The organism is Mesorhizobium sp. (genome assembly GCF_017306585.1).
Taxonomy (GTDB): Bacteria; Pseudomonadota; Alphaproteobacteria; order Rhizobiales; family Rhizobiaceae; genus Mesorhizobium.
Genome location: NZ_JAFKIC010000114.1, coordinates 55,656 through 80,259 on the forward strand (window position 1 = coordinate 55,656; position 24,604 = coordinate 80,259).

Annotated in this window: 27 protein-coding genes, 2 tRNA genes and 1 pseudogene; 12 read left to right on the forward strand and 18 right to left on the reverse strand. The window is 62.2% G+C overall.

What is annotated here, in order from left to right:
* Window positions 1-51 precede the first annotated feature (51 nt).
* Both J0I79_RS07610 and J0I79_RS07615 read right to left on the reverse strand, forming a co-directional pair.
* Window positions 52-696, reverse strand: coding sequence for a DedA family protein (locus J0I79_RS07610; RefSeq protein WP_292856187.1), 645 nt, complete (start codon window positions 694-696; stop codon window positions 52-54).
* Between the two features lie 26 nt (window positions 697-722).
* Entirely contained in the window at window positions 723-1,619 is an 897-nt protein-coding gene (locus J0I79_RS07615) for a DUF1402 family protein (RefSeq protein WP_292856229.1), read from the reverse strand.
* A gap of 306 nt (window positions 1,620-1,925) precedes the next feature.
* Here J0I79_RS07615 and J0I79_RS07620 point away from each other — a divergent pair, with 306 nt between their 5' ends.
* From J0I79_RS07620 to J0I79_RS07630, 3 genes are all read left to right on the forward strand, one after another.
* On the forward strand, window positions 1,926-2,999 hold the full coding sequence (locus J0I79_RS07620; protein WP_292856188.1) for a GH25 family lysozyme: 1,074 nt from the start codon (window positions 1,926-1,928) through the stop codon (window positions 2,997-2,999).
* A gap of 217 nt (window positions 3,000-3,216) precedes the next feature.
* A complete protein-coding gene (locus J0I79_RS07625; protein ID WP_292856189.1) occupies window positions 3,217-3,507 on the forward strand; it encodes a twin-arginine translocase TatA/TatE family subunit in 291 nt (96 codons plus the stop codon).
* Between the two features lie 5 nt (window positions 3,508-3,512).
* The gene (locus tag J0I79_RS07630; protein WP_292856191.1) at window positions 3,513-4,469 is read left to right on the forward strand and encodes a magnesium transporter CorA family protein; all 957 of its coding nucleotides are present in this window, start codon (window positions 3,513-3,515) and stop codon (window positions 4,467-4,469) included.
* 9 nt (window positions 4,470-4,478) lie between these two features.
* Here the strand turns inward: J0I79_RS07630 and J0I79_RS07635 are convergent, their stop codons facing one another.
* The 3 genes from J0I79_RS07635 to J0I79_RS07645 form a co-directional block, all read right to left on the reverse strand.
* Complete coding sequence (locus tag J0I79_RS07635; protein WP_292856193.1) at window positions 4,479-4,667, reverse strand: hypothetical protein; 189 nt, start codon at window positions 4,665-4,667, stop codon at window positions 4,479-4,481.
* Between the two features lie 141 nt (window positions 4,668-4,808).
* Window positions 4,809-5,180, reverse strand: a complete 372-nt coding sequence (locus J0I79_RS07640; protein WP_292856195.1) for a VOC family protein — start codon at window positions 5,178-5,180, stop codon at window positions 4,809-4,811.
* Window positions 5,177-6,112: a LysR substrate-binding domain-containing protein gene (locus J0I79_RS07645; RefSeq protein WP_292856197.1), complete on the reverse strand. Its 936-nt coding sequence runs from the start codon at window positions 6,110-6,112 to the stop codon at window positions 5,177-5,179. Before J0I79_RS07645 ends, J0I79_RS07640 begins: the two co-directional genes overlap by 4 nt.
* A gap of 103 nt (window positions 6,113-6,215) precedes the next feature.
* On the opposite strand from J0I79_RS07645, the gene J0I79_RS07650 reads away from it, so the two are divergent.
* From J0I79_RS07650 to J0I79_RS07660, 3 genes are all read left to right on the forward strand, one after another.
* Window positions 6,216-6,386: a hypothetical protein gene (locus J0I79_RS07650; RefSeq protein ID WP_292856199.1), complete on the forward strand. Its 171-nt coding sequence runs from the start codon at window positions 6,216-6,218 to the stop codon at window positions 6,384-6,386.
* A 152-nt stretch (window positions 6,387-6,538) separates the two neighbouring features.
* Complete coding sequence (locus J0I79_RS07655; protein WP_292856200.1) at window positions 6,539-6,988, forward strand: lysozyme inhibitor LprI family protein; 450 nt, start codon at window positions 6,539-6,541, stop codon at window positions 6,986-6,988.
* 213 nt (window positions 6,989-7,201) lie between these two features.
* Window positions 7,202-7,426 carry a hypothetical protein gene (locus tag J0I79_RS07660; RefSeq protein WP_292856201.1) on the forward strand — a complete coding sequence of 75 codons (225 nt, stop codon included), beginning with the start codon at window positions 7,202-7,204 and terminating at the stop codon, window positions 7,424-7,426.
* Window positions 7,427-7,504: 78 nt separating this feature from the next.
* Here J0I79_RS07660 and J0I79_RS07665 read toward each other — a convergent pair whose 3' ends face one another.
* From J0I79_RS07665 to J0I79_RS07690, 6 genes are all read right to left on the reverse strand, one after another.
* Window positions 7,505-11,287 carry a vitamin B12-dependent ribonucleotide reductase gene (locus J0I79_RS07665; protein WP_292856203.1) on the reverse strand — a complete coding sequence of 1,261 codons (3,783 nt, stop codon included), beginning with the start codon at window positions 11,285-11,287 and terminating at the stop codon, window positions 7,505-7,507.
* 654 nt (window positions 11,288-11,941) lie between these two features.
* Window positions 11,942-12,253 (reverse strand): PilZ domain-containing protein, encoded by a 312-nt coding sequence (locus tag J0I79_RS07670; RefSeq protein WP_292856204.1) that lies wholly within the window; start codon window positions 12,251-12,253, stop codon window positions 11,942-11,944.
* 108 nt (window positions 12,254-12,361) lie between these two features.
* Window positions 12,362-12,850, reverse strand: a complete 489-nt coding sequence (locus J0I79_RS07675; RefSeq protein ID WP_292856206.1) for an NUDIX hydrolase — start codon at window positions 12,848-12,850, stop codon at window positions 12,362-12,364.
* A 207-nt stretch (window positions 12,851-13,057) separates the two neighbouring features.
* Window positions 13,058-13,558, reverse strand: coding sequence for a xanthine phosphoribosyltransferase (gene gpt, locus J0I79_RS07680; RefSeq protein ID WP_292856207.1), 501 nt, complete (start codon window positions 13,556-13,558; stop codon window positions 13,058-13,060).
* Window positions 13,559-13,673: 115 nt separating this feature from the next.
* Complete coding sequence (locus tag J0I79_RS07685; protein ID WP_292856208.1) at window positions 13,674-14,507, reverse strand: universal stress protein; 834 nt, start codon at window positions 14,505-14,507, stop codon at window positions 13,674-13,676.
* A gap of 82 nt (window positions 14,508-14,589) precedes the next feature.
* On the reverse strand, window positions 14,590-15,333 hold the full coding sequence (locus J0I79_RS07690) for a competence/damage-inducible protein A (RefSeq protein ID WP_292856210.1): 744 nt from the start codon (window positions 15,331-15,333) through the stop codon (window positions 14,590-14,592).
* Between the two features lie 170 nt (window positions 15,334-15,503).
* Between J0I79_RS07690 and wrbA the strand changes: the two genes are divergently transcribed.
* From wrbA to J0I79_RS07705, 3 genes are all read left to right on the forward strand, one after another.
* The gene (wrbA, locus tag J0I79_RS07695) at window positions 15,504-16,103 is read left to right on the forward strand and encodes an NAD(P)H:quinone oxidoreductase type IV (protein WP_292856212.1); all 600 of its coding nucleotides are present in this window, start codon (window positions 15,504-15,506) and stop codon (window positions 16,101-16,103) included.
* A gap of 167 nt (window positions 16,104-16,270) precedes the next feature.
* The gene (locus J0I79_RS07700) at window positions 16,271-17,284 is read left to right on the forward strand and encodes an alpha/beta hydrolase (RefSeq protein WP_292856214.1); all 1,014 of its coding nucleotides are present in this window, start codon (window positions 16,271-16,273) and stop codon (window positions 17,282-17,284) included.
* 55 nt (window positions 17,285-17,339) lie between these two features.
* Window positions 17,340-17,618 carry a hypothetical protein gene (locus tag J0I79_RS07705; RefSeq protein ID WP_292856216.1) on the forward strand — a complete coding sequence of 93 codons (279 nt, stop codon included), beginning with the start codon at window positions 17,340-17,342 and terminating at the stop codon, window positions 17,616-17,618.
* Between the two features lie 62 nt (window positions 17,619-17,680).
* On the opposite strand, the gene J0I79_RS07710 is transcribed toward J0I79_RS07705, so the two are convergent.
* The 4 genes from J0I79_RS07710 to J0I79_RS07725 form a co-directional block, all read right to left on the reverse strand.
* Complete coding sequence (locus tag J0I79_RS07710; protein WP_140493732.1) at window positions 17,681-17,920, reverse strand: DUF2188 domain-containing protein; 240 nt, start codon at window positions 17,918-17,920, stop codon at window positions 17,681-17,683.
* Window positions 17,921-17,950: 30 nt separating this feature from the next.
* Window positions 17,951-18,229: a DUF982 domain-containing protein gene (locus J0I79_RS07715; protein ID WP_033838251.1), complete on the reverse strand. Its 279-nt coding sequence runs from the start codon at window positions 18,227-18,229 to the stop codon at window positions 17,951-17,953.
* A gap of 83 nt (window positions 18,230-18,312) precedes the next feature.
* Window positions 18,313-18,630, reverse strand: a complete 318-nt coding sequence (locus tag J0I79_RS07720) for an SH3 domain-containing protein (protein WP_292856220.1) — start codon at window positions 18,628-18,630, stop codon at window positions 18,313-18,315.
* A gap of 118 nt (window positions 18,631-18,748) precedes the next feature.
* Complete coding sequence (locus J0I79_RS07725) at window positions 18,749-19,852, reverse strand: NADH:flavin oxidoreductase/NADH oxidase (RefSeq protein WP_292856222.1); 1,104 nt, start codon at window positions 19,850-19,852, stop codon at window positions 18,749-18,751.
* Between the two features lie 153 nt (window positions 19,853-20,005).
* On the opposite strand from J0I79_RS07725, the gene J0I79_RS07730 reads away from it, so the two are divergent.
* Window positions 20,006-20,584, forward strand: a complete 579-nt coding sequence (locus J0I79_RS07730; RefSeq protein WP_292856223.1) for an NUDIX domain-containing protein — start codon at window positions 20,006-20,008, stop codon at window positions 20,582-20,584.
* A gap of 38 nt (window positions 20,585-20,622) precedes the next feature.
* Here the strand turns inward: J0I79_RS07730 and J0I79_RS07735 are convergent.
* The 3 genes from J0I79_RS07735 to J0I79_RS07745 all read right to left on the reverse strand — a co-directional run bounded on the left by J0I79_RS07735 (window position 20,623) and on the right by J0I79_RS07745 (window position 22,360).
* Window positions 20,623-20,709: transfer RNA gene (locus J0I79_RS07735), tRNA-Leu, on the reverse strand.
* 795 nt (window positions 20,710-21,504) lie between these two features.
* Window positions 21,505-22,170, reverse strand: coding sequence for an outer membrane protein (locus tag J0I79_RS07740; protein ID WP_292856225.1), 666 nt, complete (start codon window positions 22,168-22,170; stop codon window positions 21,505-21,507).
* Between the two features lie 105 nt (window positions 22,171-22,275).
* Window positions 22,276-22,360, reverse strand: a tRNA-Leu gene (locus J0I79_RS07745).
* Window positions 22,361-22,702: 342 nt separating this feature from the next.
* Here J0I79_RS07745 and tig point away from each other — a divergent pair.
* Window positions 22,703-24,190, forward strand: a complete 1,488-nt coding sequence (gene tig / locus J0I79_RS07750) for a trigger factor (RefSeq protein ID WP_292856226.1) — start codon at window positions 22,703-22,705, stop codon at window positions 24,188-24,190.
* Between the two features lie 167 nt (window positions 24,191-24,357).
* Window positions 24,358-24,604: pseudogene (locus J0I79_RS07755) on the forward strand (hypothetical protein); the annotation flags it as partial.

Genomic DNA, 24,604 nt, shown 5'->3' on the forward strand with positions numbered 1-24,604 from the left:
CAAAGAGATAGAGCATGATATCGGGACAACCGGTACCCGTTTGTCCAGGCTTCATGCTCCGGGATCAGCCGGCTCTCGCTTGCCGCCATAACGCAGCCTGATGACGACCACGGCGACGATGATCGCGGCGAGCACTGCGACCGCCGCCATGCCGAACAGGCTGGTTGCATCAAGCTCGGGCAGGCTGTCGGCTCCCTTGGCGACCAGCCATCCCGGCGACAGCACGGCCGGGGCCCATATGATGGCCGACAGGATGTTGGCGATCTGGAAGCGGCGCCGGTTCATGCCCATCATGCCCGCGACCAATGGCACTGTGGCGCGCACCGGGCCGAAGAAACGGCCGATGAAAACCGCGGCGAAGCCATAGCGATGGAAGAACAGCCGCGCTCGGGCAATCTCCCGGCGATAGCGGCGAAGCGGCCATTTGTGCACGACGCCGCGTCCGAGCCATTTGCCGAGAAAAAAGGAGACGGTATCGCCGAGAGCCGCCCCGATCATTGCTGCCAGCAGGACGGGCAGGGGGGCGATTATGCCGGCGCCGACCAGACCGCCGACAATGACCAGCACCGTGGTGCCGGGCAACAGGATGCCGACGAGAACGAGCGACTCGCCGAAAGCCAGCAATCCGACGATAAGGCCGGCCCAGGCCTGATGGTTCTCAATGAAACAAACGCTCTGGTCGATGAACGACTGCACGCAATCTCCCTGGTCAAAAGCGTTTCTCAGCTGCCGTTGCCGAGCAGGCCCCTGAGCTCGTCGAGCTTTTCGTTGACGAGCCAGCCGTAGTAATTTTCCACCGGCAGCTTGCGGCCCTTGCCGCTGGCAAGCGCCGCCGCACGCTGCCGGGGCTGGCCGACATTATAGAGCGTGGCCGTGATGCCCGGATTGCCCGATATGTCGAAGCCCTGTTCCTTGTAGGCGTCGATCGAGTCCCGCACGATCGCGGCGATGTAGACGATGCTGCGGTCGGGATCCATGACATCGCGATAGATGGCCTGCGGGTGGTCCGGCGAGAGCTTGTCATAGCCGCTCACCTTGTTGACCAGATCGGTCACCTCCAGCGCGGTCAGCGGGCTGATCTGGCCGAGCCCGAATGTCTGGCCGGCGAAGAAGGGCTGGAAGAATGCCTGCTGGAAGGTCATCGCGTCATAGGTGACGCCATCGACCGTCCTGCCCCGGAAATGCTCGACCCAGACCCGGTCGCGGCAGCTCCACAGGGCGGCACTGTCCTTCGCTTGCGCGCAGGCGGCGAATTCCGGCCGCTGGACGAAGGTCTGCACCGGGACGCCCTTGTAGCGGAAAGCGAAGTCGAGGCCGGAATAGGACAGCGCTTTCACGTAGTAGGTCTGCACCGAGCCGACGGCCGTCACATTGTATGTGTGTTCTCCGACCAGCGCGCCGACGATGTGGATGGGGTCGATATCGTAGGCCGCGGCGACCTGCTTGATATGCGCGATCAGCTTCTTCTCGCGCTTCAGCAGCGCGACGATCTTCTCGTATTTTTCCTCATAAGTGGTCTTGAAGGCGCGGGTTCGCGTCGCGGAGGCTTCCGGAATGGTCGGCTGCGTCTCGGAACGATTGCCCGGAGGAACGACCACCAGCCCGCTCGCATCAGCCATCGGCGCGAGAGCCGCGCCGCCGAAGGCAACGAGCAGGAGGACCAGAAGAAGTCGCTGCAATGCAATCATCGGGCGCCTTTTTTGCAGTTGCGGAACCTGTCGGCAAAAAGCGCCGCATACCGTTCTCAACAGCCACATCGTGGCGCTGTCAAGGCTGTGCCGGCACTCGGCGGCGAATGTCTGAAATGGGCCACAGCTATGGTAAAAAACTTGATTCAAACTTTATTGGTAATTTCTCGTTCATAACTCGTCTGGTTGTCCGTTGGCTGTCGCCCTCGGTCTGTTGTGTTTTGAGTACAGGTCCAGATGCGGTTACCAGGCATCGTCAGTTTCATCGTCGCATCTTTGTGCCTTGCCGGCTGCTCGTCGACATCGGGCATGGACGCGCTCGACATCCAGAAACCTTCGAACGAGACCACGAGTTCCGTGGTGCGGCCAAGCGCGCCGGTCGCATCCGCCCCGGTGGCCAAATCCGGCAATGCGCGCAGGCTGGCGACGGCCGCGCCTGCCGGCGAGCCCGCTCGGCCCTTCGGCCTTGCCGAGGAGGAGACGGTTGCATTCCCGGCGCCTGATCTGCCCGACAGCGTCGATCCGCCGGTCGAACCGGTCGCGCTGGTGTCTCCGCCGAAACGTCTGTCGCGGCCGGCTCCCGCAATGCTCGCTGGGCCGGTGACGCGCAACGGCTTTCGCGACGCCAAGCCGATCAATTTCGGCCGTTCCTCGCCCCGCCACCTTGCCGTGCACGGTGTCGACGTGTCGCGCTGGCAGGGCAATGTGAACTGGGAGAAGCTGCGCGCCCAGGGCGCCAACTTCGCCTATATCAAGGCCACCGACGGCGGCGACCACCTCGATCCGATGTTCATGAAGAACTGGCGCGGCGCTGATGCCGCCGGCCTGAAGCGCGGCGCCTATCATTTCTTCTACTGGTGCCGGGTCGCCAGCGAACAGGCTGACTGGTTCATTCGCAACGTGCCCAAGGTCGATGGCGCGCTGCCGCCGGTGATCGACGTCGAATGGAATGGCGGCTCCTCCTGCAAGCGGCGGCCATCGCGTGAAAAGGTGCTGGAGAAGATGCAGGTGTTCATGGACAAGCTGGAGCGTCACTATGGCCAGCGTCCGATCATCTATACCGCGCCGGATTTCTATCGCGACAATCTGCAGGGCGCTTTCCCCGACTATCCGTTCTGGTTGCGCGCCGTGGCGCAGCACCCGTCCAAGGTGTATCCCGGCCGCAAATGGCTGTTCTGGCAGTATTCGGGTTCGGGCCTGTCCCATGGCGTCACCGGCCGCATCGATCTCAACGTCTTCCATGGCGACGAGCGGCAATGGCGCGCCTGGGCCGGCGGCGGCGGCCGGCAGATGATGGCGGACGCGGACTAGGAGAGGGGCGGGAGCATTCTCGACCGGGCTTTCCAGGCGGTCGAGCTGCTCTGCCTGGGCTGCGGCGGAACCGAATTGAAAAAACTGTGAACGGCCACGCTCCATGCGTGCTGGATTGGCGCGGGCGCGGCGCTATGATCAGGTGTCTTGGCCATCCTGATCGAGGTGATCGGGCGGGCTTTGCGACAGCGCCATCAGGGCGCCTTGGGACACGGCTATGTTTGGACTCGGCTGGGATCATCTCGTGGTGATCTTCGTGGTGGCGATGGTGGTTTTCGGACCAGGAGAGCTGCCGAACGTCATGCGCTCGCTTGGCGCCACGATGAAGACGGTCAATCGCTATGTCGGCGATTTCCGCAAGCAGTTCGACGACGCCATGCGTGAGGCGGAGAAAGAACTCGACCTCGAAGAAACCCGTTCGAAGCTTCAGGATGCCGCAACCAGCGTGGCGCGGGACCCCGGCGGAACGGCTGAGAAAGAGCATGGCCAGGACGCACGGACCGCCTAGCCGCGATGTTCAGCGCCCATCCGCAAAGCAAGGCTTCGGACGCGACAAGGCGGGCGATCTGGCTTGATCTCTGCGATCCTGGACCGGCCGAAATCGCCGAGGTCGAGAAGCTGACCGGCGTTGCCATGCCGAGCCGTGAAAGCCTGAGCGAGATCGAAAGCTCCAGCCGGCTCAAGGCGCGCGAAGACGTGCTGACGATGAGCGTTCCCATGGTCACCCATGTCGAGGGCGATGCGCCACAGGTCGCACCGGTTGGGTTCGTTCTGTCGCGCGAACGCCTCGTCACCGTCCGCTTCGCGGCATTGACGGCCTTCGACGCGGTCGCCGCAAAATTTGCCGACAGCTCAGGCCGCCCGGGCTCCAGCCTCGAAGTCTTCGTCGACCTCTGCGAGGAGATCGTCGATCATCTCGCCGACAGCCTCGAGCAGTCGGCGACGGAGTTGCGCACCCTGTCCGCGACGGCCTTCCATGTGCCCGACAGCGGCGGCCGCAAGGCGATCCGCTCGAACCGGGTCATTCGCGCTCAACTGCGTCATGTCGGCAGGCTCGGGGACCATCTGTCGGAGAAGCGCGACATCCTGTTGGCGTTGGGCCGTGCCATCGATTTCGCGTCGCGCATGACCGCGGACTGGAACGACGGACAGATGGCTCAGCGCATGAGCGGCCTCAAGGAGGATGTGAACTCCCTGGATGACTACGAGGTCCACCTGGCCGACAAGGTGCAGTTCATGCTCGACGCCATGGTCGGCCTGATCGGGATCGCGCAGAACGATATCTTCAAGATCCTCACCATCGTCTCGATCGTCGGCATTCCTCCAACGCTGATCGCCGGCATCTATGGCATGAACTTCAAGGGCATGCCTGAATATGACTGGACCTACGGCTATCCCTACGGGCTGGCGATGATCGCGCTAAGCGCGATCATTCCGCTGGTATGGTTCAAGTGGCGGGGCTGGTTCTGAAGCGTCGGCCTAGCGCAACTGCTCGCCCCGGCCGTTGCGTTCTTCGCTCAACCGCAACTGAGTTCTCAGGCTCATGATCTCGGCGATCGCGGCATCGATCATGGTCAGCAGCGTCAGCGAGTCATGCTGGGTGGGGTCGGCTCTGACATAGGCGAGCTGGTTCACGATGTCGTTGTCGTCGTCGGCCGCGTCGCCCATGCTCATTCTCCGACTGCTTCCTTTCAGGGCCTTCCACCTTAAGCCGATCGGCTCAGGCGTCAAATTACGCTTCCGCAATCCGATGCGCCGGCGGTTCGGCGGGCGCGGCTCTTCCTTGTCCCACTGTGGGAGGAGGGGAGACTATGCCTCGTTGACCATCGCCTCGATGTTGTAGCCATCCGGGTCGAGCACGAAGCAGGCGTAATAGTTCGCACCATAGTCCGGACGGGGTCCGGGGCCGCCATTGTCCGAGGCGCCCGCCTCGAGCGCTGCGGTGTAGAAGGCATCGACCTCGGCCCGGCTGCCCACCCGGAAAGCAACATGCAGATGCGTCAGCGGCGGCTCTTCGTCCGTACTCTGGATCTCGAACAGGCTGCCGGCGCCGGCATCGAAAGCCCAGAACACATCCTCCTTTCCAAACGCCAGGCCGTATCCCAGCGGCGCGAAGGCGCGCTCGTAGAAGAGCTTGCTTCTCGCCAGGTCGCTGACGGCGATGGTTATGTGGTCGATCATGTTGCCTTTCCCGAATTGCCCGACGCCTGGCGGGTTTCCTGTTTTCTGATGTCCTCGGTCTGGGCCAGGATCCAGTCCCGGAATGCCTTGATCTTCGGTGTGTTGCGGCGGCTTTCCAGATGCACCAGCCAGTAACCGTCGCCGTCGGAGCCGACGGCGTCGAATGGCTGTATCAACTGTCCTTTCGCCAGCAGGGCGCTGTAGAGGTTTTGGGTGAGAATAGCGGCGCCCTGATCAGTCAGGGCCGCCATCACATCGTAGACCTGCGCGCCCAAGGCGGGACCGGCGATGACGCGGGCGGGATCGAAGGGCGCACCCGCCGCTTCGAACCAGATTCTCCACCAGGGATCGTCAGGACCGCACAGCGCGACCTTATAGAGATCCTCGGGGTGGCGAATGCCTCCGACGCTCTCGGCCAGTTTGGGGCTGAGCATCGGCGTGTAGTCGGCCTTGAACAGATAATGCGCCGTCAGGCCGGGCCATTTTCCCGTCCCGGTGCGGATGCCGATATCGAGGTTTTCGCGCGCGAAGTCGACCAGACGGGAGGATGTATCGACTTTGACCGCGAGGTCGGGATGCATCAGCTGGAATGTTCCAAGCCGCACCGCCAGCCAGTTCGATGCGAATGTTCCCATCGTCGTTACGGAAAGCACGCCGCTTGCGCCACCCTTGGTGGTGAGCCAGGCGTCCGCCAGCGCGGAGAAGGCGCCGGTCGTCAGCGGCGCCAAACGTTCGCCGGCCTCGGTTAAGGAAACCTGCCTTGTTTTTCTTATGAAAAGCGGCGTTCCGGCGCGTTCTTCCAGAACTTTGATCTGATAGCTGGCCGCTGATTGGGTCATGCCGAGTTCCTCGGCGGCCCTGGTGAAACTGCCCAGCCGCGCGGCGGCCTCAAACACCCTGATCGCGGCCAGCGGCGGCAGGTCCCAGCTCATGATGCATCAATCCTCCTGATGCAGGCTACGCGACGTTCGATTGGAAACCAAGGGCCGGATGCGTCATCTTCTCCTCATCGGATCGAACCGGAAGGAGATCGCAATGACCATCACCAGGATGCATGAGGGATTTCGTCATCAGGTCCTCGAACTGCTCGCCGCTCCCTTCAGGCCCCGGTCGCGCGGCCTGCTCGACCGGCGCGCCATGTCGGATCATCTCAAGCGCGATATCGGCCTGCTCGACGGGCACGCGTCCGCCGGCAGCGTTCGCTGAGTCAGGTCGCGAGGCCGGCCGGATTTGCGCCGGCCTCACGCAATCGTTGACCGTCAGGACTGACTCCTTGATGCGCCGCAGGCATATTGGCTCCATAATGGCAGGAAAGGATCGCGGGCGCGGCACCGCCCGGTGCCGTCTACGGAGCGGATATGAAGGACATCAACACCACGCTTTTGACCGCGGTTGGAGCGCTGGCTTGCCTTTTGACGCTCGCATCGCCCGCGAAGCTGGCGGCCTCGGATCTGAAGGACCCGACGGCCGAGACATTGGACCGCTGCCTCAACGACGCGGCCAATGGCTCGACCGCCGGGCAGACCGGGTGCGAGGCGACGGCATCGGACGACTACGACCGCCGCATGAACGCCGCCTATACCACGCTGATGCACAAGCTGCCGGCTGAGGCAGCGCAACAGTTGCGCCTGTCGCAACGCGCCTGGATTGCCTTCCGCGACGCGGAGGCGAAGGCGAGGGATGCGCTCTACGAAACTCGCCAGGGCACGATGTATGTGCCGATGCAGGCGTCCGACGCGACCAATGTCATCCGCGATCGCACGCTTCTGCTGGAGGGCTATGTCAGGGTCATGGCGATCGATGAGTAAGCCAGGGCCGGTCTCTATCCGCTCCATCACCTCCCGACCTTGTGACAGCTTGTGAACCGACTGCCCACGGCAGATGTTTCGTCTCAAAAATTGGTGGTATATTAGCTTCTCTGAAAATCGACGAAGCACCATGGCCAAGTCCTCACGCCGGTGCCGTTCTGCTCGTCTCCATTGCAATGGTCCAAGAGACGGATGTGACAGGGAGGTTTCCAAATGACCTATCGCGCGAGTGCCATTGTGGGCGCTGCTTTGCTTGTATCAGGGCTCGGCCTGGGCATGAGTACGCCAGCCATGGCCGGAGCACCCCTCAAGGGCATCGATTGCAAACTTGGAAAGAACCCCGGCAAGGGCTGCGTCGCGAAAAAAGCAAAGCCTGGCGCCCAAAAGCCCGTGGGCGCTGCCAAGGTTAAAAGCCACAGCAATCAAAACAATAACTGATCCAGTTTATTGACTGCGTGGAGATTGCAGGCTGCGGAGGACAACCAATGTCGCCCTCCGCAAGCAGTTCAAATTTCCTCAGCTGCACCCGCTCGTGGCGCCGCACGTGTCGCACTTCTCGCACGTCCCGTTCCGCACCATCGTGAAATTCTGGCACTCGGAGCAGGAATTGCCGGTGTAGCCTTGCAGTAGTGACTTGGCGCGGCGGTCGGCGGCGAGTTTCTTGGCCTCGGCCGCTTCATGGGCGGCTGTGTCGGTGAACAGCGCCGACGTGGCGTCGGTGGAGGCTTCGGAGGCCGCTTCCTCGAAGGCGATGTCCTCGGCCAGTTCCTTGGCCCGCTCCTCATAGTCGCGCTTGTAGGCGACCGCCTCGTCGCTGGCGGGCTTCAGCGCCAGCACGTTGGAGCCGGAGAAGGCCGATGGCGCCGAGCGGGCAGGGGTTGCGGCGGAGCCGCCGGCAAAGCCCTTCGGCTCGCTGCCGCTTGCCCGGGAAACCAGCTTCACCGGCGAGCCGCGGGTCAGGCCCTTGGAGACGGCGTCGGTCTTGCCTTCGCTGATGCCGCGGCCAAGCGCGGTATTGGAGAAGTCCGACTGGTCGACATGGGCGAGATCGTTGCGGCCGAGATAGGAGATCGCCAGTTCGCGGAACACGTAGTCGAGGATCGACGTCGCGCTCTTGATGGCATCGTTGCCGATGACCATGCCGGCCGGCTCGAACTTGGTGAAGGTGAAGGCGTGCACATACTCGTCGAGCGGCACGCCGTATTGCAGGCCGAGCGAAATCGCGATGGCGAAGTTGTTGAGAAGGCCGCGCAGCGTGGCGCCTTCCTTGTTCATGTCGATGAAGATCTCGCCGAGACGGCCGTCATCATATTCGCCGGTGCGCAGGAAGATGGTGTTGCCGCCGATCTTGGCCTTCTGGGTGTAACCCTTGCGGCGGCCGGGCAGCTTTTCCTGCTCGCGCGACACGCGCTCGATGATGCGCTCCACGATGCGTTCGGTGATCTGCGCCGCGCGCGCCGCCTGCGGGGCGGCGACCAGCTGCTCGACCGCCTCGTCCTCGTCTTCCTCGCCATCGGCGAGCAGCGAGGCATTGAGCGGTTGCGACAGCTTGGAGCCGTCGCGGTAAAGCGCGTTGGCCTTCAGCGCCAGCTTCCACGACAGCATGTAGGCGTTCTTGGCGTCCTCCACCGTCGCGTCGTTGGGCATGTTGATGGTCTTGGAAATGGCGCCCGAAATGAAGGGCTGGGCCGCCGCCATCATGTGGATATGGCTGTTGATCGAAAGCGAGCGCTTGCCGATCTTGCCGCATGGCGTGGCGCAATCGAACACCGGCAGATGCTCGGCCTTGAGGAAGGGCGCGCCTTCCAGCGTCATGGCGCCGCAGACATGAATGTTGGCGGCTTCGATGTCCTTCCTGGAGAAACCCATGGCCGGCAGCATCTCGAACGAGAAGTCGTTGAGCTGCTCGTCAGTGAAGCCGAAAGTCTCCTTCACCCAGTCGGCGCCGAGCGTCCACTGGTTGAAGACGAACTTGATGTCGAAGGCCGACTTCAGCGCCGCATTGAGCGCCGCGATCTTCTCGTCGGAAAAGCCCTTGGCCTTGAGCGAGCCGGGGTTGATGCCGGGCGCCTGGTTGAGGTTGCCGTGACCGACCGCATAGGCCTCGATCTCGGCGATCTGGCTCTCGGAATAGCCGAGCGTGCGCAGCGCTTCCGGCACGGCGCGGTTGATGATCTTGAAATAGCCGCCGCCAGCGAGCTTCTTGAACTTCACCAGGGCGAAATCGGGCTCGATGCCGGTGGTGTCGCAATCCATGACCAGGCCGATCGTGCCGGTCGGCGCGATGACCGTCGCCTGCGCATTGCGGTAGCCATGCTCCTCGCCGAGCTCGATGGCGCGGTCCCAGGCGGCTTTCGCATGATCGGCAAGCGCCTGCTGCTTAAGATCGGCTGCGACCAGCGGCACCGGATTGACGGCGAGCTTCTCGTAGCCGTCCTTGTCGCCATAGGCGGCGCGGCGATGGTTGCGCATGACGCGCAGCATGTTCTGCGCGTTGCGGTCGTAATCGGGGAAGGCGCCGAGTTCGGACGCCATCTCGGCCGAGGTGGCGTAGGCGACGCCGGTCATGATGGCGGTGAGCGCGGCGCAGATGGCGCGGCCCTCATCCGAGTCATAGGGAATGCCGGAGGTCATCAGCAGGCCACCGATATTGGCATAGCCGAGGCCGAGCGTGCGGTAATCGTAGGAAAGCTTGGCGATCTCCTTCGACGGGAACTGCGCCATCATCACCGAGATTTCGAGAACCACGGTCCACAGCCGCACCGTGTGCTCGTAGGCGGCGATGTCGATCGTGCCATCGGCATTGCGGTAGGGCAAAAGGTTGATCGAGGCCAGGTTGCAGGCCGTGTCGTCGAGGAACATGTATTCCGAGCACGGATTGGAGGCCCGGATCGCACCGGCCGAAGCGCAGGTGTGCCAGTCGTTCATCGTCGTGTTGAAATGCAGGCCGGGGTCGGCCGACGCCCAGGCGGCGTAGCCGATCTTTTCCCAGAGATCCCGGGCCTTCAGTGTCTTCAGCACCTTGCCGTCCTTGCGGGCGGTCAGGTGCCAGTCGGCGTCCTGTTCGACGGCGCGCAGGAAATTGTCCTTCAGCGACACCGAATTGTTGGAGTTCTGGCCGGAGACGGTGAGGTAGGCGTCCGAATCCCAGTCGGTGTCGTAGGTCTTGAACGACATCGAGGTATAGCCCTGCTTGGCGAACTGGATAACGCGGTAGATGTAGTTCTCCGGCACCGCAGCCTTCTTGGCCGCCTTGATCTCGCGCTTCAGCGCCGTGTTGATGGCGGGGTCGAAGCAGTCATCGTCATGGCCTTCGCAATTGACGCAGGCCTTCATGATCAGTTCGAGGTGCTTCTTGACAATCTTGGAGCCGGTCACCAGCGAGGCGACCTTCTGCTCTTCATTGACCTTCCAGTCGATGAACTCCTCGATATCGGGGTGGTCGGCGTCGACGATGACCATTTTCGCCGCACGGCGCGTGGTGCCGCCCGACTTGATGGCGCCCGCCGCGCGGTCACCGATCTTGGGGAAGCTCATCAGGCCGGACGAACGGCCGCCGCCGGACAGCTTTTCGCCTTCGCCGCGCAGCAGCGAGAAGTTGGAGCCGGTGCCGGAACCATATTTGAACAGGCGCGCTTCGCGCACCCACAGGTCCATGATGCCGCCCTCGTTGACGAGGTCGTCCTGCACGCCCTGGATGAAGCAGGCATGCGGCTGCGGATGCTCGTAGGAGGACTTCGACTTGGTCAGCTTGCCGGTGAAGGGATCGACATAGAAGTGGCCCTGGCTCGGGCCGTCAATGCCATAGGCCCAGTGCAGGCCGGTGTTGAACCATTGCGGCGAATTCGGCGCCACGCGCTGGGTGGCCAGCATGTAGGCAAGCTCGTCGCGGAAAGCGCGCGCGTCTTCCTCGGACTTGAAGTAGCCGCCCTTCCAGCCCCAGTAGGTCCAGGTGCCGGAGAGACGGTCAAAGACCTGGCGGGCATCGATCTCGGAACCATAGCGCTCGGCTTCCGGCAGCTTGGCAAGCTCGGCCTCGTCGGCAACGGAGCGCCACAGGAAGGAGGGGACGTCGTTTTCCTCGACCTTCTTCAGCCGCGCGGGGACACCGGCCTTGCGGAAATATTTCTGCGCCAGGATGTCGGCGGCGACCTGGGAGAACTGCGCCGGCACGTCGATGTTGTCGAGGCGGAACACCACGGAGCCATCCGGATTCTTGATCTCGGAAAGCGCCTTGCGGAATTCAATCTCGGCATAAGCGGATTGCCCCGGCTTGGTGAAACGACGCTCGATGCGCATTGGTCCTGTCCCTTTTGTCTATATATAGCGCTTTCGTCAGGGGATTTCTGCCCCCTTGCGCGAAAAGCGCAGTCCGCCGTTTGCCCACAGCGCGAACGCCGCCGGCATCTCCTCGTCGCGGATTCGGCCACACACACGACAAAACGCCTTGCCGGGCGCTTGTCCAGGCTGCCTGCCGACCCCGCGGGTCCTTTCGGTACTGAATTTTTCGATTCCCTCACCGGAGGGAAATTCACACTATCTAGCGTCGAACCTACCTGCAAACACTAAATATAGTGTTAACAGACAATTTATTCCAGTCCGACAATTCTCCCTTTCGTCGCCCCATCACCCCACAAACCCAACGCTTCCGCCGGCCTCGTAAACAGGCGGAAATGCGGGCAAAAACGCACATAATCCGGGAAAAAGACCGGGCTCAGAACTTTCCGGTCGCGCTCTCAACAGGAGCACATGGCCTATAAAAGGCGACTCGTTTCGAGCCGTCAAGGATTCGTTTGCGTAGCTTTTGTGACCCCAACATCTTGTGTGTCACACATGTGGATAACGGGGATAGAAACGGGTCGTTGGAACTGTGATTTCAGGCCGCGCGCCGAGGCGCGCCCGCCAATCGCGAACCGCAGCCGGCAACAGGCCGTCCGACCTCGAAAACAGTGCTTAGCCGTAATGCAGCTTCGGCTTCGGCTCGGTGCCGTTGAACTGTACCCCGATCCGATCGTTGCGGCGCCAGCGGACCTCGCAGCGATAGGCGACACCGTCGAGCGGCACATAAAGAAGGAAGCGATCCGGGACTCGCGACTCGAGCGGTACTTTCAGTTCGGCCCCATTAGCATGCTGGTTGCGCAGCATGACGGCGATTTCCGAATTTTGAATGCCGGTGATGACCGTTCCGCCCTTGAGCACGCGCGGGCGATGCTCGCGCTGAGGCTCCGTGGAATCTTGCGGAATTGGGTTTACAGGATTCGCCATCGATCAAACGCCAGGTTGGCCGATCTCTAGCGCAGAAAAATTATCAAACCATTCATGCGGTACATCACAGGGTTGTGAATCGGCTGGGATGCACGCGAAAAATAGCAGCTAGGAAAACCTTCGGGGGTCGGCGCAGAAATACGCAATGATCTGGCAAAGGTCGGGTTCATGGACCATGCGCACGGCCTCGCTGGAAGAGACCCATTTGCGGGTACGGGAGTGCTTTTCCTTCCAGCGGTCGGCGATCTTGTCGACATGCAGCGGGAATACGAGCACCTCGCAGGGCACTTCCTCGCCGGAAGCCAGCACCTTGGCATAGAAATAACGGCCGGCTTCGATGTGGGACACGTGTCCGCGCAATCCGGCTTCCTCGCCTGCCTCGCGCGCGGCGGCATCGCAAAGTGGTTCCCGTGCTTCAGGCCAGCCCTTCGGCAGCACCCAGCGGCCGGTATCACGGCTGGTGATCAGCATGACCTCGATACCGCTTCCGGCCTCGCGCCAGGGCAAGGCGGCAACCTGCAGACGACACGGCGCCGTGCCGAAGAGTCGCCGGACCCTTTCGGCCAGATGGTTGTGCGTCGTTGGCCTCGTCAACATCGAAGAAGGTAACCCAAGCCCAGAATCGTTTTGCCGCCTCAGGAATCCTACGGCGAATTGTCAGCAATAAAAGTAAAAACTTCGGTCGGGCTGGCCGATTCCCGTCAACAAAGGTCGATTTCACAGGAAATCCTGCCCCGCAAAACCGTCCGGTCAGGCGGAAATTGTCGCGGATGGCGGCTTAATTGAAAAAGCGTGTCTTGCGGATCAGCCGGCGTGATCGTCGGCGATCGGCTTCTGGTAGGTGAAGCCCATGTCCCACGGGAAATAGATCCAGGTGTCCTGGCTGACCTCGGTGACGAACGTGTCGACCAGCGGCCGGCCCTTCGGTTTGGCGTAGACGGTCGCGAAGTGGGCCTTGGGCATCATCGCCCGCACGATGCCGGCGGTCTTGCCGGTGTCGGTCAGGTCATCGATGATCAGCACGCCGGCGCCGTCATCGGCCAGCAACGCCGGGGTGACTTCCTTCAACACCTGCAACTGCCCCTGGCTGGTGTAGTCGTGATAGGAGGCGACACTGACGGTTTCGATGATGCGGATGCCGAGCTCGCGCGAGATGATCGCCGCCGGAACCAGTCCGCCGCGCGTGATGCAGACGATCGCCTTCCACTGTCCCTTGCTGGTGCCGGCAAGCCGCCAGGCGAGGGCGCGGGCGTCTCGGTGGAACTGGTCCCAGGAGACCGGAAAGGCTTTTTCGGGAAGGGACATGTCTCGCGCACTCCACGGCACGCGAGGACCGCGTGCAAGAAACAGGGGAATGCGCGCGGAATTAACTGGAAAACCTCAGCCTTGGCAAGGGCGCCAGGCGGTGATCCCTGTGGACTTATCGCGACAGGAAAGCCGCCACCTGTGCCGTCCGCAGCACCGTGCGCGTCACCCCGCCAAACAGAAGCTGGCGCAGCCAGGAGTGGCTGTAGGCGCCAAGCACCAGCAGATCGGCGCCGCTCTCGGCGATCCTGTTCTGGATCATATCGTCAACCGAGGTGCCGCCTGATTTCTGCACCGAGACGCTGACATTGGCGCCGTGACGCGACAGTGCCGATGCAATCTCGGCACCGGAGGCCTCGGGGCTTTCGTCGAGCGTGTCGGGCGGATCGATGACGAGTATGTCTGTCTTGTCGGCCTCTATGATGAAGGGCAGGGCGTCGAAGGCGGCGCGCGCGGCTTCCTTGCTGCCGTTCCAGGCGAGCAACACGCGTCTGAAAGTGGTGACGAGAGGGCCGGCGTGCGGCACCACCAGCACCGGTCGCCCGGCATCGTAAACCAGCGTATCGACATCGGCGCTGGGGTCCCCGCCGGCCTCGCGCTGGGCGGCGATGATGAGATCGGCGGCTCGCACGCTTGAAATACCGCTCAGCGCGCTGTCGCCGGAGAAGCTCTCAAGGCTGCGCCACTCGAAGGAGAGGCCGGAATCCTCGATGCGCTTGAGGAACACAGCCTGCAGCTTGTCGGCCCGTTCCCGGTTCATGTCGGCCGAGACTTGCAGGAATTCGGTGTCCGGAAAGCCGGTCGCCGATGTGTAGGGCACCGGAAGCGCCTCGGCGTGAATGCCGATCAGGTGGCTTTCGAAGCGGCTGGCCAGCGGAATGGCGCAGTCGAGCACGCGCTCGGCGTCCTGCTCGTTCTGTAAAATGGCGACGATGGTCTTGAACCGCATGGTGAATCCCTCAATTCGCGAGCGTGCAAACCCGCCTGGAAGGAAACGTCGCGGCGCCCGGCTTGGTTCCGGGTTGGACCGCTCAGTTCGCCTTTGCGGCGAAACCCGCCACCATCGCCTCGACATCGGCGCGGGCGGCGTCGAGCGCCTCCTGGCTGCGGGCGCGGACAACCAGTTCGGTCCAGAACTTGCCATCGCCATATTTCGGATAGGAGCCGATGATCGTGTCGGGGTGAGCCTTCTGGATCTCACCCAGCGGTCCCCCGACAAGGCCTTCGCCGAACGGGCAATGCACCGTTGCCGAGAGCATCTTGGTGCCGGTCTTCAGCGTCGGCACGACATTGTCGAGCATGGCCTGGAAGATCGAGGGCACGCCGGCCATGACGTGGACGTTGCCTATGCGAAAGCCGGGCGCGACCGATACCGGATTTTCGATCAGATCAGCGCCACGCGGCATACGGGCCATGCGCTTGCGGGCCTCGGTATACTCTATGCCGCGCGCGGCATAGCTTGCCTCCAGCATCGCATAGGCCCGGGCTTCATATTCGCAGGGCACGCCGAACGCCTTGGATATCGAATCGGCTGTTATGTCGTCATGCGTCGGGCCGATGCCGCCCGTGGTGAAAACATAGGTATGGCGGGCGCGAACCGCGTTCACGGCCGCGACAATCTCGTCCTCCTCGTCGGGAACGATACGAACTTCCTTCAAGTCGATGCCGATCGCCGTCATGATGTCGGCGAGGTGGCCGATATTCTTGTCCTTGGTGCGGCCGGACAGAATCTCATCGCCGATGACGAGCATGGCGGCGGTAATGATTTCGGGCATGGAAGGCTCCGGCAGGACGGTCGCCTGAGATAGCGCGGCGCGGGTTGATCGGCAATGCCGGCTGAACTGTGAACAATCTGTGCCCATATGTGAGATATCCATTGAACGTTCGGCCCTCTAGATAGATCGCCAGGACCGGGCGGTTCCCGGTGATCATCGAGGAGACGGAAATGGCGAAGGTACTTGTTCTCTATTATTCGAGCTGGGGTCATATGGAGCAGATGGCCAAGGCCGCGGCCGAGGGCGCCCGCGAGGCCGGCGCTCATGTGACCATCAAGCGCGTCGCCGAACTGGTGCCCGAGGCAGTGGCAAAGGCTGCTTACTACAAGCTCGATCAGGAAGCCGCGATCGCCGATCCGCTCGAACTCGGCGATTACGACGCGATCATCGTCGGCGCCTCGACGCGCTATGGCGCCATGGCGTCGCAGCTGAAGAATTTCTTCGATCAGACCGGACCTCTCTGGGCCAAGGGTGCTCTTGTCAACAAGGTCGGATCGGTGATGGTTTCGACGGCGACCCAGCATGGCGGCGCCGAGCTCGCTCTTCTCAGCACCCAGGCGATGCTGCAGCACCATGGCATGATCATCGTGCCGCTTTCCTACGCCTATCAGGGCCAGATGGGCAACGACGTGGTGCGTGGCGGCGCGCCTTACGGCATGACCACGACAAGCGACGGCGACGGCTCGCGCCAGCCTTCGGCCCAGGAGCTCGAGGGCGCGAAATTCCAGGGCAAGCGCGTCGCCGAGATCACAGCCAAGCTGCATGGTTGATTCTACCGCCGCCGTGCCGTATTCGGCCGGCGGCGTTATCCGCACCGGGAAATCGGTGATCGGCGGGCGGCCTTCCAGCCGCCCGTATTGATTCAGGCCCGCTCGGATTCAAGATTGCGGCACCATCCGATACGGCTAAGCTCGGCCGGTCCAGATCCGGGTGAAGAATGCTCCTGTCTATTCTGTCGTGGCTGCTTGTCGTCCTGCTCCTGTCGGCACTGCTTGTGGCCGCCTGCCTGGTGCTGGCGACGCTGTGGATCTCTGCGAAGGCGGAAAGCCTGGTGCCGCCGGTCGGAAAATTCATCGAGATCGACGGTAACCGCATCCACTATGTCGATGAGGGCGAGGGCAGGCCGATCGTCTTCGTGCACGGGCTTGGCGCCCAACTCCATCATTTCCGGCACACGCTGTTTGGACGCTTTGGGCCCGGCTACCGCCTGATCGCGCTCGATCGCCCGGGATCGGGCTATTCGGTTCGTGCTGCCGGCGCCACCGGCCGCTTGACCGAACAGGCGCGGGTGGTGCGGCGCTTCATCGAGACCCTCGGGCTGGAGCGGCCCCTGGTGGTGGGACACTCACTCGGAGGCGCCATCACGCTGACCCTGGCCGTAGAGCATCCCGAGGTGATCTCGGGCATTGCCCTGCTGGCGCCGCTTACGCATCTGGAAGCCGGTATGCGCGAAAAGACCGGCTTGCTTTATATCCGATCGCGTCTTTGGCGCTGGATCATGGCTTACACTGTGGCGATACCGACAAGCCTCAGATATGCGCGGCCGACGAAGGAATTCATCTTCGCCCCGCAGCCTTTTCCTGGCGACTATATGGTCGAGGGTGGGGGGTGGCTGGGACTTCGGCCCCGTCATTTCCATGCAACGTCGACCGATATCGTGGCTGTCGAACAGGATCTCGGCCGCATCGAGCAACGCTATGGCGAGATCATCGTGCCTGCCGGCATCCTTTTTGGAACCGCTGACCGCGTCATCGACATCCGCACCCACGGCGAACCAATGCAAGGTAAGATCGCCGGGCTCGATTTCGAAATTGTCGATCGCCTTGGCCACATGCCGCAATTCGTTGAGCCGGAACGGATCATTGCTTTTATCGAGCGTATTGCCGCTCGCTCGTTTTCTGGTCGGCCATCACGGCAGACTCACGACAACTTCAATGAACCATCCGGCTGACTGCCGGGTTTTATCCGTGTCGCACCCCAAGGCGGCTAAGATACGGAGCAATTCAATGTTTACGAAACTTCTCGCGGCATCGGTGCTGACGATCGGTATCGCCACTTCGGCGATGGCGCAGTCGTCTGACGCCACTTACTCCAACCATCACAATTGGTGGCTGTTCGGCAACGAGGATTCCTCAGGCGTCGACCAGAGCCATACGGGCAGCATCGATGGCTCGGGGTTGAACACCTATGGCAATCCTGGCCCCGGCGGGCCGTGCGCCTACAACACACCGGGTCCTGACGCGAACTCCCAGGGCAACGTCAACGATCAATACTGCGGCAAATAGCTAGCCGCGGGCCTGCCGCCGCTGAACGCCGTCTCTCCCGGCGTCAGCGGTGGGCTCGAATATCAATCAGACACTTCCGTTTGCGGCCGGTCGCGGCCATCGGCCAGTTCCTCGTGCCATTTGCCGTCGGCATCCTCATACTGGATGCCATCCGTGGAGCCGGCGACCTGCTGCTCGGCCGAGGCGATTTCGGCGGCGCGCAGCGCATCCTGATGGGTGGGAAAAGTCTCGGAAAAGGTCGCGCCGACCTTGTAGGCCCAACCGCCGTCATGCTCGACGATCTTGTAAGTCAGCTTCGCCATCAAAAACCTCCGGTTGAAAGGTCCGCCTGCTCAATGCAGCCGGTCGTCGGGCAGCCGGTCGTCGGGCACCAGCACTTCCGATTCCCTGGCGGCCTCGATCAGTGCCCGGCGCGCGTCCGCCGTCGAACGATAACCTTCCAGCACTTTGAGGCAAGTGTCGAGAGCATCACGATGGCGCGGGCCGCGATTGAGCGGCCACACCGTCATCAGGCACTCGGCAGCTTCCTGGGTGCTGCGGATATGGCGATATTTGCCGACATGGCCAAGCTCGACCACGACGGGCGTCTCAAAAGGTTTGTTGTCCATCATGGCCGCAACGCAAAGCAGCCAATTTGGTTGCAAAAGTGACCCTGGGCCTGCGCCCAAAGGTCGCGTCGCGCCTGCGATGCGTCTCAGTAACCGCAATCGTTGCGCAGCCAGCGCGCATTCGCCCAGCCGGTCGCGCCGCCGATTTCGACCTGATACCAGTTGCCGCGCCGGTCGAAGATTTCGGTGTGATCGCCGTTGAACAACTGACCGATCATCCGCGACGACGAATTGGGCCGTGTGCGCACGGCAAGGAAGCCGCTGCCGGTGGCCAGATTGTAGCGCCCCGATAGGCCATGCACCGTGCCCTCGCAATATTGTGCGCTGGCCGGCGCCGATAAGCCGATCCAGAGGCCTGCCACCGCGGTCAGCGCGGCAGCCGTCAAAACTGTCCTGAAGAACATTTTTCTCTCCCAAGCCCGGCCGCGCCCGCCGCAGCCTTACCCAAGGTAACAGTTTGCTGGGAGAATTGAAGCGAAGCTATGGCGAATTGCGTTCTTACCGGTCGGCGGAGCGGGCCGATCAGCTGGCGGCCTTCATCCAATGCTCCATCGTCGTGACCGAGCGGGCAAGCTGCGGCGCGGGATGGATCGTTTCGCTGAACGTGGCGGCTGCCCGCCATCCCCAGCGCGGATCGGCCAGAAAGGCGCGCGCCAGCGCAACCATGTCGGCGCGGCCTTCGGCGACAATCGCTTCGGCTTGTTTGGGATCATCAATCAGCCCCACCGCGCGGGTGGCGATGTCTGCGCCCTTGCGCACGGCTTCCGCCAGATGCACCTGGTAACCGGGGCCGGTGGGCAGTTTCTGCAATGGCGAATTGCCGCCACTGGAACAGCAGAGATAGGCGACACCCTCGGCCTTCAGCGCCTTCGCCACCTCGATCGCGTCCTCGACATCGAAGCCGCCATCGACCCAGTCCTTGACCGACAGCCTTGCGCCGAGCATCAGCTTCGGCGCTGCTTTCCTCACTGCCCTGGCGATTTCGACGACAAGCCGCATCCGGTTGTCCAGCGAGCCACCCCAGCGGTCGGTGCGCTGGTTGGAGAGCGGCGACAGGAACTGGAAGATCAGGTAGCCATGGGCCGCGTGCAGTTCGATGAAGTCGAAGCCGGCGCGTTCGGCCCGCTTCGCGGCCTCGGCGAACCGGCCGATGAGTTGCAGGATTTCCTCGTCCTCCAAAGCGCGCGGCACGTTCCAGCCCGTGTCGTAGGCGATCGCCGAGGCCGAGACGGTCTGCCAGGGATCCTCGTTCGGCTGCAGCGGTCCGCCGCCTTCCCAGGGCTTGCGGTTCGAGGCCTTGCGGCCGGCATGCGCCAGCTGAGTGCCGAATTTCGTGCCGGGCGCCGCGACGCGCCTTGCCGCGTCCAGCGCCCGCCGCGCTGCGGCCTCATTGTCTTCGGAGTAGAGGCCGAGGCACCCATGCGAGATGCGGCCGCGCCGCTCCACATCGGTCATCTCCACCGTCACCATTCCCGCACCTGACATCGCCAGGTTCATCCAGTGATAGAGATGCCAGTCGCTGGCCGAGCCATCATCGGCCGAATACTGGCACATCGGCGCCACCGCGATGCGGTTGGGGAAGGTGAGGCCGTCGAGAGTGATCGGTTGGAAAAGCGATGCTGTCATGAAACAGGGCTCCGGAGGGACAGGCCGCTCTCTAGGCAATGGATCGAAAGCGCGCCAGACACGAGACAGTGAGATGCGTTTCTGGACCAGTTGCCAGCATTGCGCAAATGCCGCCTGGCGGCTACGCCTCGACCCGGCATCATGGAGACGATCATGGAAGACCGCATTCGCATCCGCTCGGAGGAAATCCTTTCCGACGACTGGGCCGTCCTTAAGAAGACCGTTCTCGACTACCGCCGGCGCGACGGCCAGTGGGAAACGCAGATCCGCCAGACCTATGATCGCGGCGACGGCGCGGTGATCCTGCCCTACGACCCCCAACGCTCGACCGTGCTTCTGGTGCGTCAGTTCCGTTATCCGGCCTATGTAACCGGTCACCGCGAACCGTTGATCGAAGCCTGTGCCGGGCTGCTGGACGAAAACGATCCGGAAACCGCCATCCGCAAGGAGGCGGAGGAAGAACTCGGCTACCGGCTGAACCGTATCGAGCGGCTGTTTTCGCCCTATATGAGCCCGGGCAGCGTCACCGAACGACTGTGGTTCTTCATCGCCCGCTATTCGCCCGCCGACCGCATCTCGGCCGGCGGCGGCGCGCCGGAGGAGGGGGAGGATATCGAGGTTCTGGAGATGCCGCTGGACGAGGCGCTGGCTGGCATTGCCGATGGCCGCATCATCGACGCCAAGACGATCATCCTGATCCAGCATCTGAAGCTGAACCCGATCACGGCGTAAGAAGGTGACCTGCTACCCGAAGCCCAACGTGGTGCGCGTGGTGCGGGCGACGGGGGTCGAACCCGTAAGTCACTGAGGACGCAGGATTTTAAGTCCTGTGCGGTTACCAGTTTCGCCACGCCCGCGTGACACGCCACCTTCGTATGTCACAGCCTGTGTCACAAGTTCAAGGCTGGTCGGCGATAGTAGATCAGGCAACCTCGTTCGCAGAGGTAGGGTTTGTGTTCGCTGGCCCCAGCCATCTATCGCGGTCTCGTTTTGGCACGAAACCTGCTGTGGCGCGGGCGGCCTTGTTTATCGTAGCGCTGGAGCAAGCACGGCGCCCGTTGATGTGACCTTGATTGCTGGTCTCATTTCCTCGAGTAAATATGCAAAGCCATAAAGAACATCGCGACAAATGATGTTATCACGGACAAGAGCAGCCTTTTCTTTTCTTTTGGATCTGATGGGAGTTTCCATAATCCTCCTTTCCACGGCTTAAAAATTTCGACTACTGGAATAGAGAATGCAATTGCAAAAGCAATGATAAGAAATATGTTGTCGCGAATTTCGTCTAGAAAAATTCTCTGCATCTTGTACTCTACGTCTCAGAGTGCTTTTTAGGTCCCTTGCGTCTACCAGTTCCGCCACGTCCGCAGGCCAGCCCTTATTCAGATGCCGGACGCAGCCCGTCAAGCCGCCTTCTTATGGCATGTTCGCGCACACCCCAGAGGAGGGAGCCGAGCGGGACTGGTGCGATCACGGAATTATCCGCGCCGCCGGTGTTGCTAGGATGCCCGAGTGGTGGATTTGATCCGCCCATGGCCGGCGCCTCTCAGGCCCAACCCATTCCCCCGCCCCCTGCGGGCGTCGGCCGCCCCATCCTGCAAAAGCCTGGTCTGCGAGCCATCTGCCCGATGGCGATGTCTGCTCGGTAGCGCTCAGAACTTGTAGCTCAGATTGATGCCCACCGTGTTCAGCTTCACGTCCTGATCGCGATCGGTGAAACCGTTCGACCCGTCATAGTGCTCCGAGCCGAAATCGTAGTAGCGATACTGCGCGCCGACCACGAACTTGTCGGTCAGCGCATAGTCGACGCCGGCGCCGACAGTCCAGCCAACATTGGTGCGTGTGTCGGAGAAGGCGGAGCCCACGGTCTGCGACGTCTCGATGCCGCCAAAGGCGACGCCGCCAATCCCGTAGACCAGCAGGCGGTCCATGGCGTATCCGGCCTTGGCGTTGACCGACCCGAACCACTTTATGTCGGTACCGAATGTATTTCCCGGGCCGATGTCGGCCGTACCCCGAACCGAGGCATAGTTGAGATCGGCCTCGCCGCCGATCACCGCCTGGTCGAACTGCCACAACCCGGCGACATGCCCGCCGACAAAGCCGCCGTCGATGTCGGGCGAAACCGAAAACGGTCCGCCATCGGTTCCTGAAATGTCGGACCGGCCCCAGCCATAGCCGGCTTGCAGGCCCGCATAGTAGCCGGTCCAGTCGAAGCCAGGCGCGGTCATCGGCACATCGACCGTCGGATCGGCTGCAAGAGCCGGCACGGACAGGGCGGCAAAGAGACCGGCACTTGCGACCACAAGGCGATACATCGAACTCCCCGGATGAAGAGTTGGAAATCGTTGTCGTCAGCCTAGCCCGATTTGCCGCAAAACGGAATCGGATTTCTACCGGCAGGTAAATCCGCCATCGGGCAGTGGTGCGGATGAAGGGACTCGAACCCCCACGCCTTTCGGCACTGGAACCTAAATCCAGGGCGTCTACCAGTTCCGCCACATCCGCATGACCCGGCAATCCCATGTAGCCATCATTCTGTCAATCTCGGAGCTGAAATGGTGGTTATTCGCCTAAACGCGAAGATGGTTGAAAATTAGCCTCGCCTGTGACAAAAGGCGTGTCGAATGTGACGGGACGCGACGATCCGCTTCTGCAGAATGTGATAAGAAGTAGGAAAAACAAGAACTTATTCACATCTTGGAACGCAGTTTGGAAGAGTTTGAACCGTAATTTCGGTCAAATCGCCAGGTTCCGTACCAAAAGCCATTTCCGGCAAGACTATACCGGCAGGCTGTGAACGGCAGGGAGCCGTATGGCAGTCTCATTGGTGAAAACAAAGGTTTTACGATGCAGGTCACCGAAACACTCAACTCCGGTCTCAAGCGCGAGATCAAGATCACCGTGCCGGCCGGTGACATGGAAGCCAAGCTGATGGCGCGGCTGTCGGATGCACGCGACAAGGTCCGCATCAACGGCTTCCGCCCCGGCAAGGTGCCGGTGCAGCACCTGCGCAAGGTCTACGGCAAGTCGTTCATGGCCGAAGTGGTCAACGAAATCCTCAACGATTCGACCCGGTCGATCATTTCGGGCCGTGGCGAAAAAGCCGCCATGCAGCCCGAAGTCATCATGACCGAGGACGAGAAGGAAGCCGAGAAGATCCTGGCCGGCGGCGCCGATTTCGAATTCCGCCTCAACTACGAGGTTATCCCGGCGATCGAGATCAAGGACTTCTCCGACATCAAGGTGACGCGCCAAGTGTTCGATGTTCCGGACTCCGAGATCGACGACCAGGTCAAGCGCGTCGCCGAATCGGCGCGTAGCTACGAGCCCAAGACCGGCAAGGCCGCCGAAGGTGACCGCGTCTCGATCGACTATGTCGGCAAGATCGACGGCGAGGCCTTTGCCGGCGGCGCCGGCAACGACCAGCCGCTGGTGCTGGGCTCCAAGGAGTTCATCCCGGGCTTCGAGGATCAGCTGATCGGCACCAAGGCCGGCGACGAGAAGCAGGTCACCGTGACCTTCCCGGAAAACTACCAGGCCGCGCATCTGGCCGGCAAGGAAGCCACCTTCGACGTCACCGTCAAGGAAGTCTCCAAGCCCGGCGAACTGGAAATCAACGACGAGACCGCCAAGAACCTTGGCCTGGAATCGCTCGAGCGCCTGCGTGACATCGTGCGCGGCCAGATCGAGAACCAGTTCGGCTCGATGACGCGCCAGAAGGTCAAGCGCCAGCTGCTCGACCAGCTCGATGCGGCCTATTCGTTCGAGGCGCCGTCGAAGCTCGTCGAAGCCGAGTTCAACAACATCTGGGCGCAGGTCAACCGCGATCTGGAAGCTGCCGGCCGCACCTTCGCCGACGAAGAGACGACGGAAGAAGAGGCGCGCGCCGAGTACATGCGCCTTGCCGAGCGCCGCGTGCGCCTGGGTCTGGTGCTGGCCGAGATCGGCGAGAAGGCCGGCGTCACCGTGTCGGACGAGGAACTGCAGCGCGGCCTGTTCGAGCAGGTTCGCCGCTTCCCGGCCAACCAGCAGCAGGAAGCTTTCGAGTTTTACCGCAGCAACCCCGAGGCGCTGAACGCGCTGCGCGCGCCGATGTTCGAGGAGAAGGTCGTCGACCATCTGCTCGGCCAGATCTCGGTCACCGACGTCAAGGTCAGCAAGGAAGAGCTGATGGCCGACGACGAGGAAGCCGAAACCGCGACCAAGGCCAAGCCGGCGAAAAAGGCCGCCGCCAAGAAGGCGGAAGCCAAGGCGAGCGAGGCTGGCGACGAGGCGGAAGAGCCGAAGAAGAAGGCTGCGCCGAAGAAGAAGGCTGCCGCCAAGGACGCCGAATAGTCCGAAACTGCGATCGATTTGCGAAAGGCCGCCTCCGGGCGGCCTTTTTCGTTGCGAAACTGCAACATCGGATTCGCTCGTGACGACTGCCGGTGGCGACACGAAGCCTTGATTATTATCTGGTTGGTTGAAACCAAGGGTAGCTGGAGAAGGCGTTGGGGGTGTTCGTGCACATAGGTCGCGCTGCCGCCATGGCGCTTTTCCTTGCCTGCGCCTGTGGTGTCGCCGAGGCCGGCACGGACAATTGGCGTTTCGACACCGACAATGACGGCCTTGTCACCGCATCGCTTTATGCAAACAACAAGCTGTTCACCGGCGGCGGCGCCCTTGGCTACAGTCCGATCCTGACCATTGCCTGCCGGACGGGCGGTGAGCCCTCCTGGACCGAATGGCTGCAATTGAACGACGCGGTTT

Bases quoted from the DNA above. Each gene is read 5' to 3' on its own strand.
- J0I79_RS07615 (WP_292856229.1), bottom strand. From the start codon at position 1,619: ATGGCTGATGCGAGCGGGCTGGTGGTCGTTCCTCCGGGCAATCGTTCC.
- J0I79_RS07620 (WP_292856188.1), top strand. From the start codon at position 1,926: ATGCGGTTACCAGGCATCGTCAGTTTCATCGTCGCATCTTTGTGCCTT.
- J0I79_RS07625 (WP_292856189.1), top strand. From the start codon at position 3,217: ATGTTTGGACTCGGCTGGGATCATCTCGTGGTGATCTTCGTGGTGGCG.
- J0I79_RS07630 (WP_292856191.1), top strand. From the start codon at position 3,513: ATGTTCAGCGCCCATCCGCAAAGCAAGGCTTCGGACGCGACAAGGCGG.
- J0I79_RS07635 (WP_292856193.1), bottom strand. From the start codon at position 4,667: ATGGGCGACGCGGCCGACGACGACAACGACATCGTGAACCAGCTCGCC.
- J0I79_RS07640 (WP_292856195.1), bottom strand. From the start codon at position 5,180: ATGATCGACCACATAACCATCGCCGTCAGCGACCTGGCGAGAAGCAAG.
- J0I79_RS07645 (WP_292856197.1), bottom strand. From the start codon at position 6,112: ATGAGCTGGGACCTGCCGCCGCTGGCCGCGATCAGGGTGTTTGAGGCC.
- J0I79_RS07650 (WP_292856199.1), top strand. From the start codon at position 6,216: ATGACCATCACCAGGATGCATGAGGGATTTCGTCATCAGGTCCTCGAA.
- J0I79_RS07655 (WP_292856200.1), top strand. From the start codon at position 6,539: ATGAAGGACATCAACACCACGCTTTTGACCGCGGTTGGAGCGCTGGCT.
- J0I79_RS07660 (WP_292856201.1), top strand. From the start codon at position 7,202: ATGACCTATCGCGCGAGTGCCATTGTGGGCGCTGCTTTGCTTGTATCA.
- J0I79_RS07665 (WP_292856203.1), bottom strand. From the start codon at position 11,287: ATGCGCATCGAGCGTCGTTTCACCAAGCCGGGGCAATCCGCTTATGCC.
- J0I79_RS07670 (WP_292856204.1), bottom strand. From the start codon at position 12,253: ATGGCGAATCCTGTAAACCCAATTCCGCAAGATTCCACGGAGCCTCAG.
- J0I79_RS07675 (WP_292856206.1), bottom strand. From the start codon at position 12,850: ATGTTGACGAGGCCAACGACGCACAACCATCTGGCCGAAAGGGTCCGG.
- gpt (WP_292856207.1), bottom strand. From the start codon at position 13,558: ATGTCCCTTCCCGAAAAAGCCTTTCCGGTCTCCTGGGACCAGTTCCAC.
- J0I79_RS07685 (WP_292856208.1), bottom strand. From the start codon at position 14,507: ATGCGGTTCAAGACCATCGTCGCCATTTTACAGAACGAGCAGGACGCC.
- J0I79_RS07690 (WP_292856210.1), bottom strand. From the start codon at position 15,333: ATGCCCGAAATCATTACCGCCGCCATGCTCGTCATCGGCGATGAGATT.
- wrbA (WP_292856212.1), top strand. From the start codon at position 15,504: ATGGCGAAGGTACTTGTTCTCTATTATTCGAGCTGGGGTCATATGGAG.
- J0I79_RS07700 (WP_292856214.1), top strand. From the start codon at position 16,271: ATGCTCCTGTCTATTCTGTCGTGGCTGCTTGTCGTCCTGCTCCTGTCG.
- J0I79_RS07705 (WP_292856216.1), top strand. From the start codon at position 17,340: ATGTTTACGAAACTTCTCGCGGCATCGGTGCTGACGATCGGTATCGCC.
- J0I79_RS07710 (WP_140493732.1), bottom strand. From the start codon at position 17,920: ATGGCGAAGCTGACTTACAAGATCGTCGAGCATGACGGCGGTTGGGCC.
- J0I79_RS07715 (WP_033838251.1), bottom strand. From the start codon at position 18,229: ATGATGGACAACAAACCTTTTGAGACGCCCGTCGTGGTCGAGCTTGGC.
- J0I79_RS07720 (WP_292856220.1), bottom strand. From the start codon at position 18,630: ATGTTCTTCAGGACAGTTTTGACGGCTGCCGCGCTGACCGCGGTGGCA.
- J0I79_RS07725 (WP_292856222.1), bottom strand. From the start codon at position 19,852: ATGACAGCATCGCTTTTCCAACCGATCACTCTCGACGGCCTCACCTTC.
- J0I79_RS07730 (WP_292856223.1), top strand. From the start codon at position 20,006: ATGGAAGACCGCATTCGCATCCGCTCGGAGGAAATCCTTTCCGACGAC.
- J0I79_RS07740 (WP_292856225.1), bottom strand. From the start codon at position 22,170: ATGTATCGCCTTGTGGTCGCAAGTGCCGGTCTCTTTGCCGCCCTGTCC.
- tig (WP_292856226.1), top strand. From the start codon at position 22,703: ATGCAGGTCACCGAAACACTCAACTCCGGTCTCAAGCGCGAGATCAAG.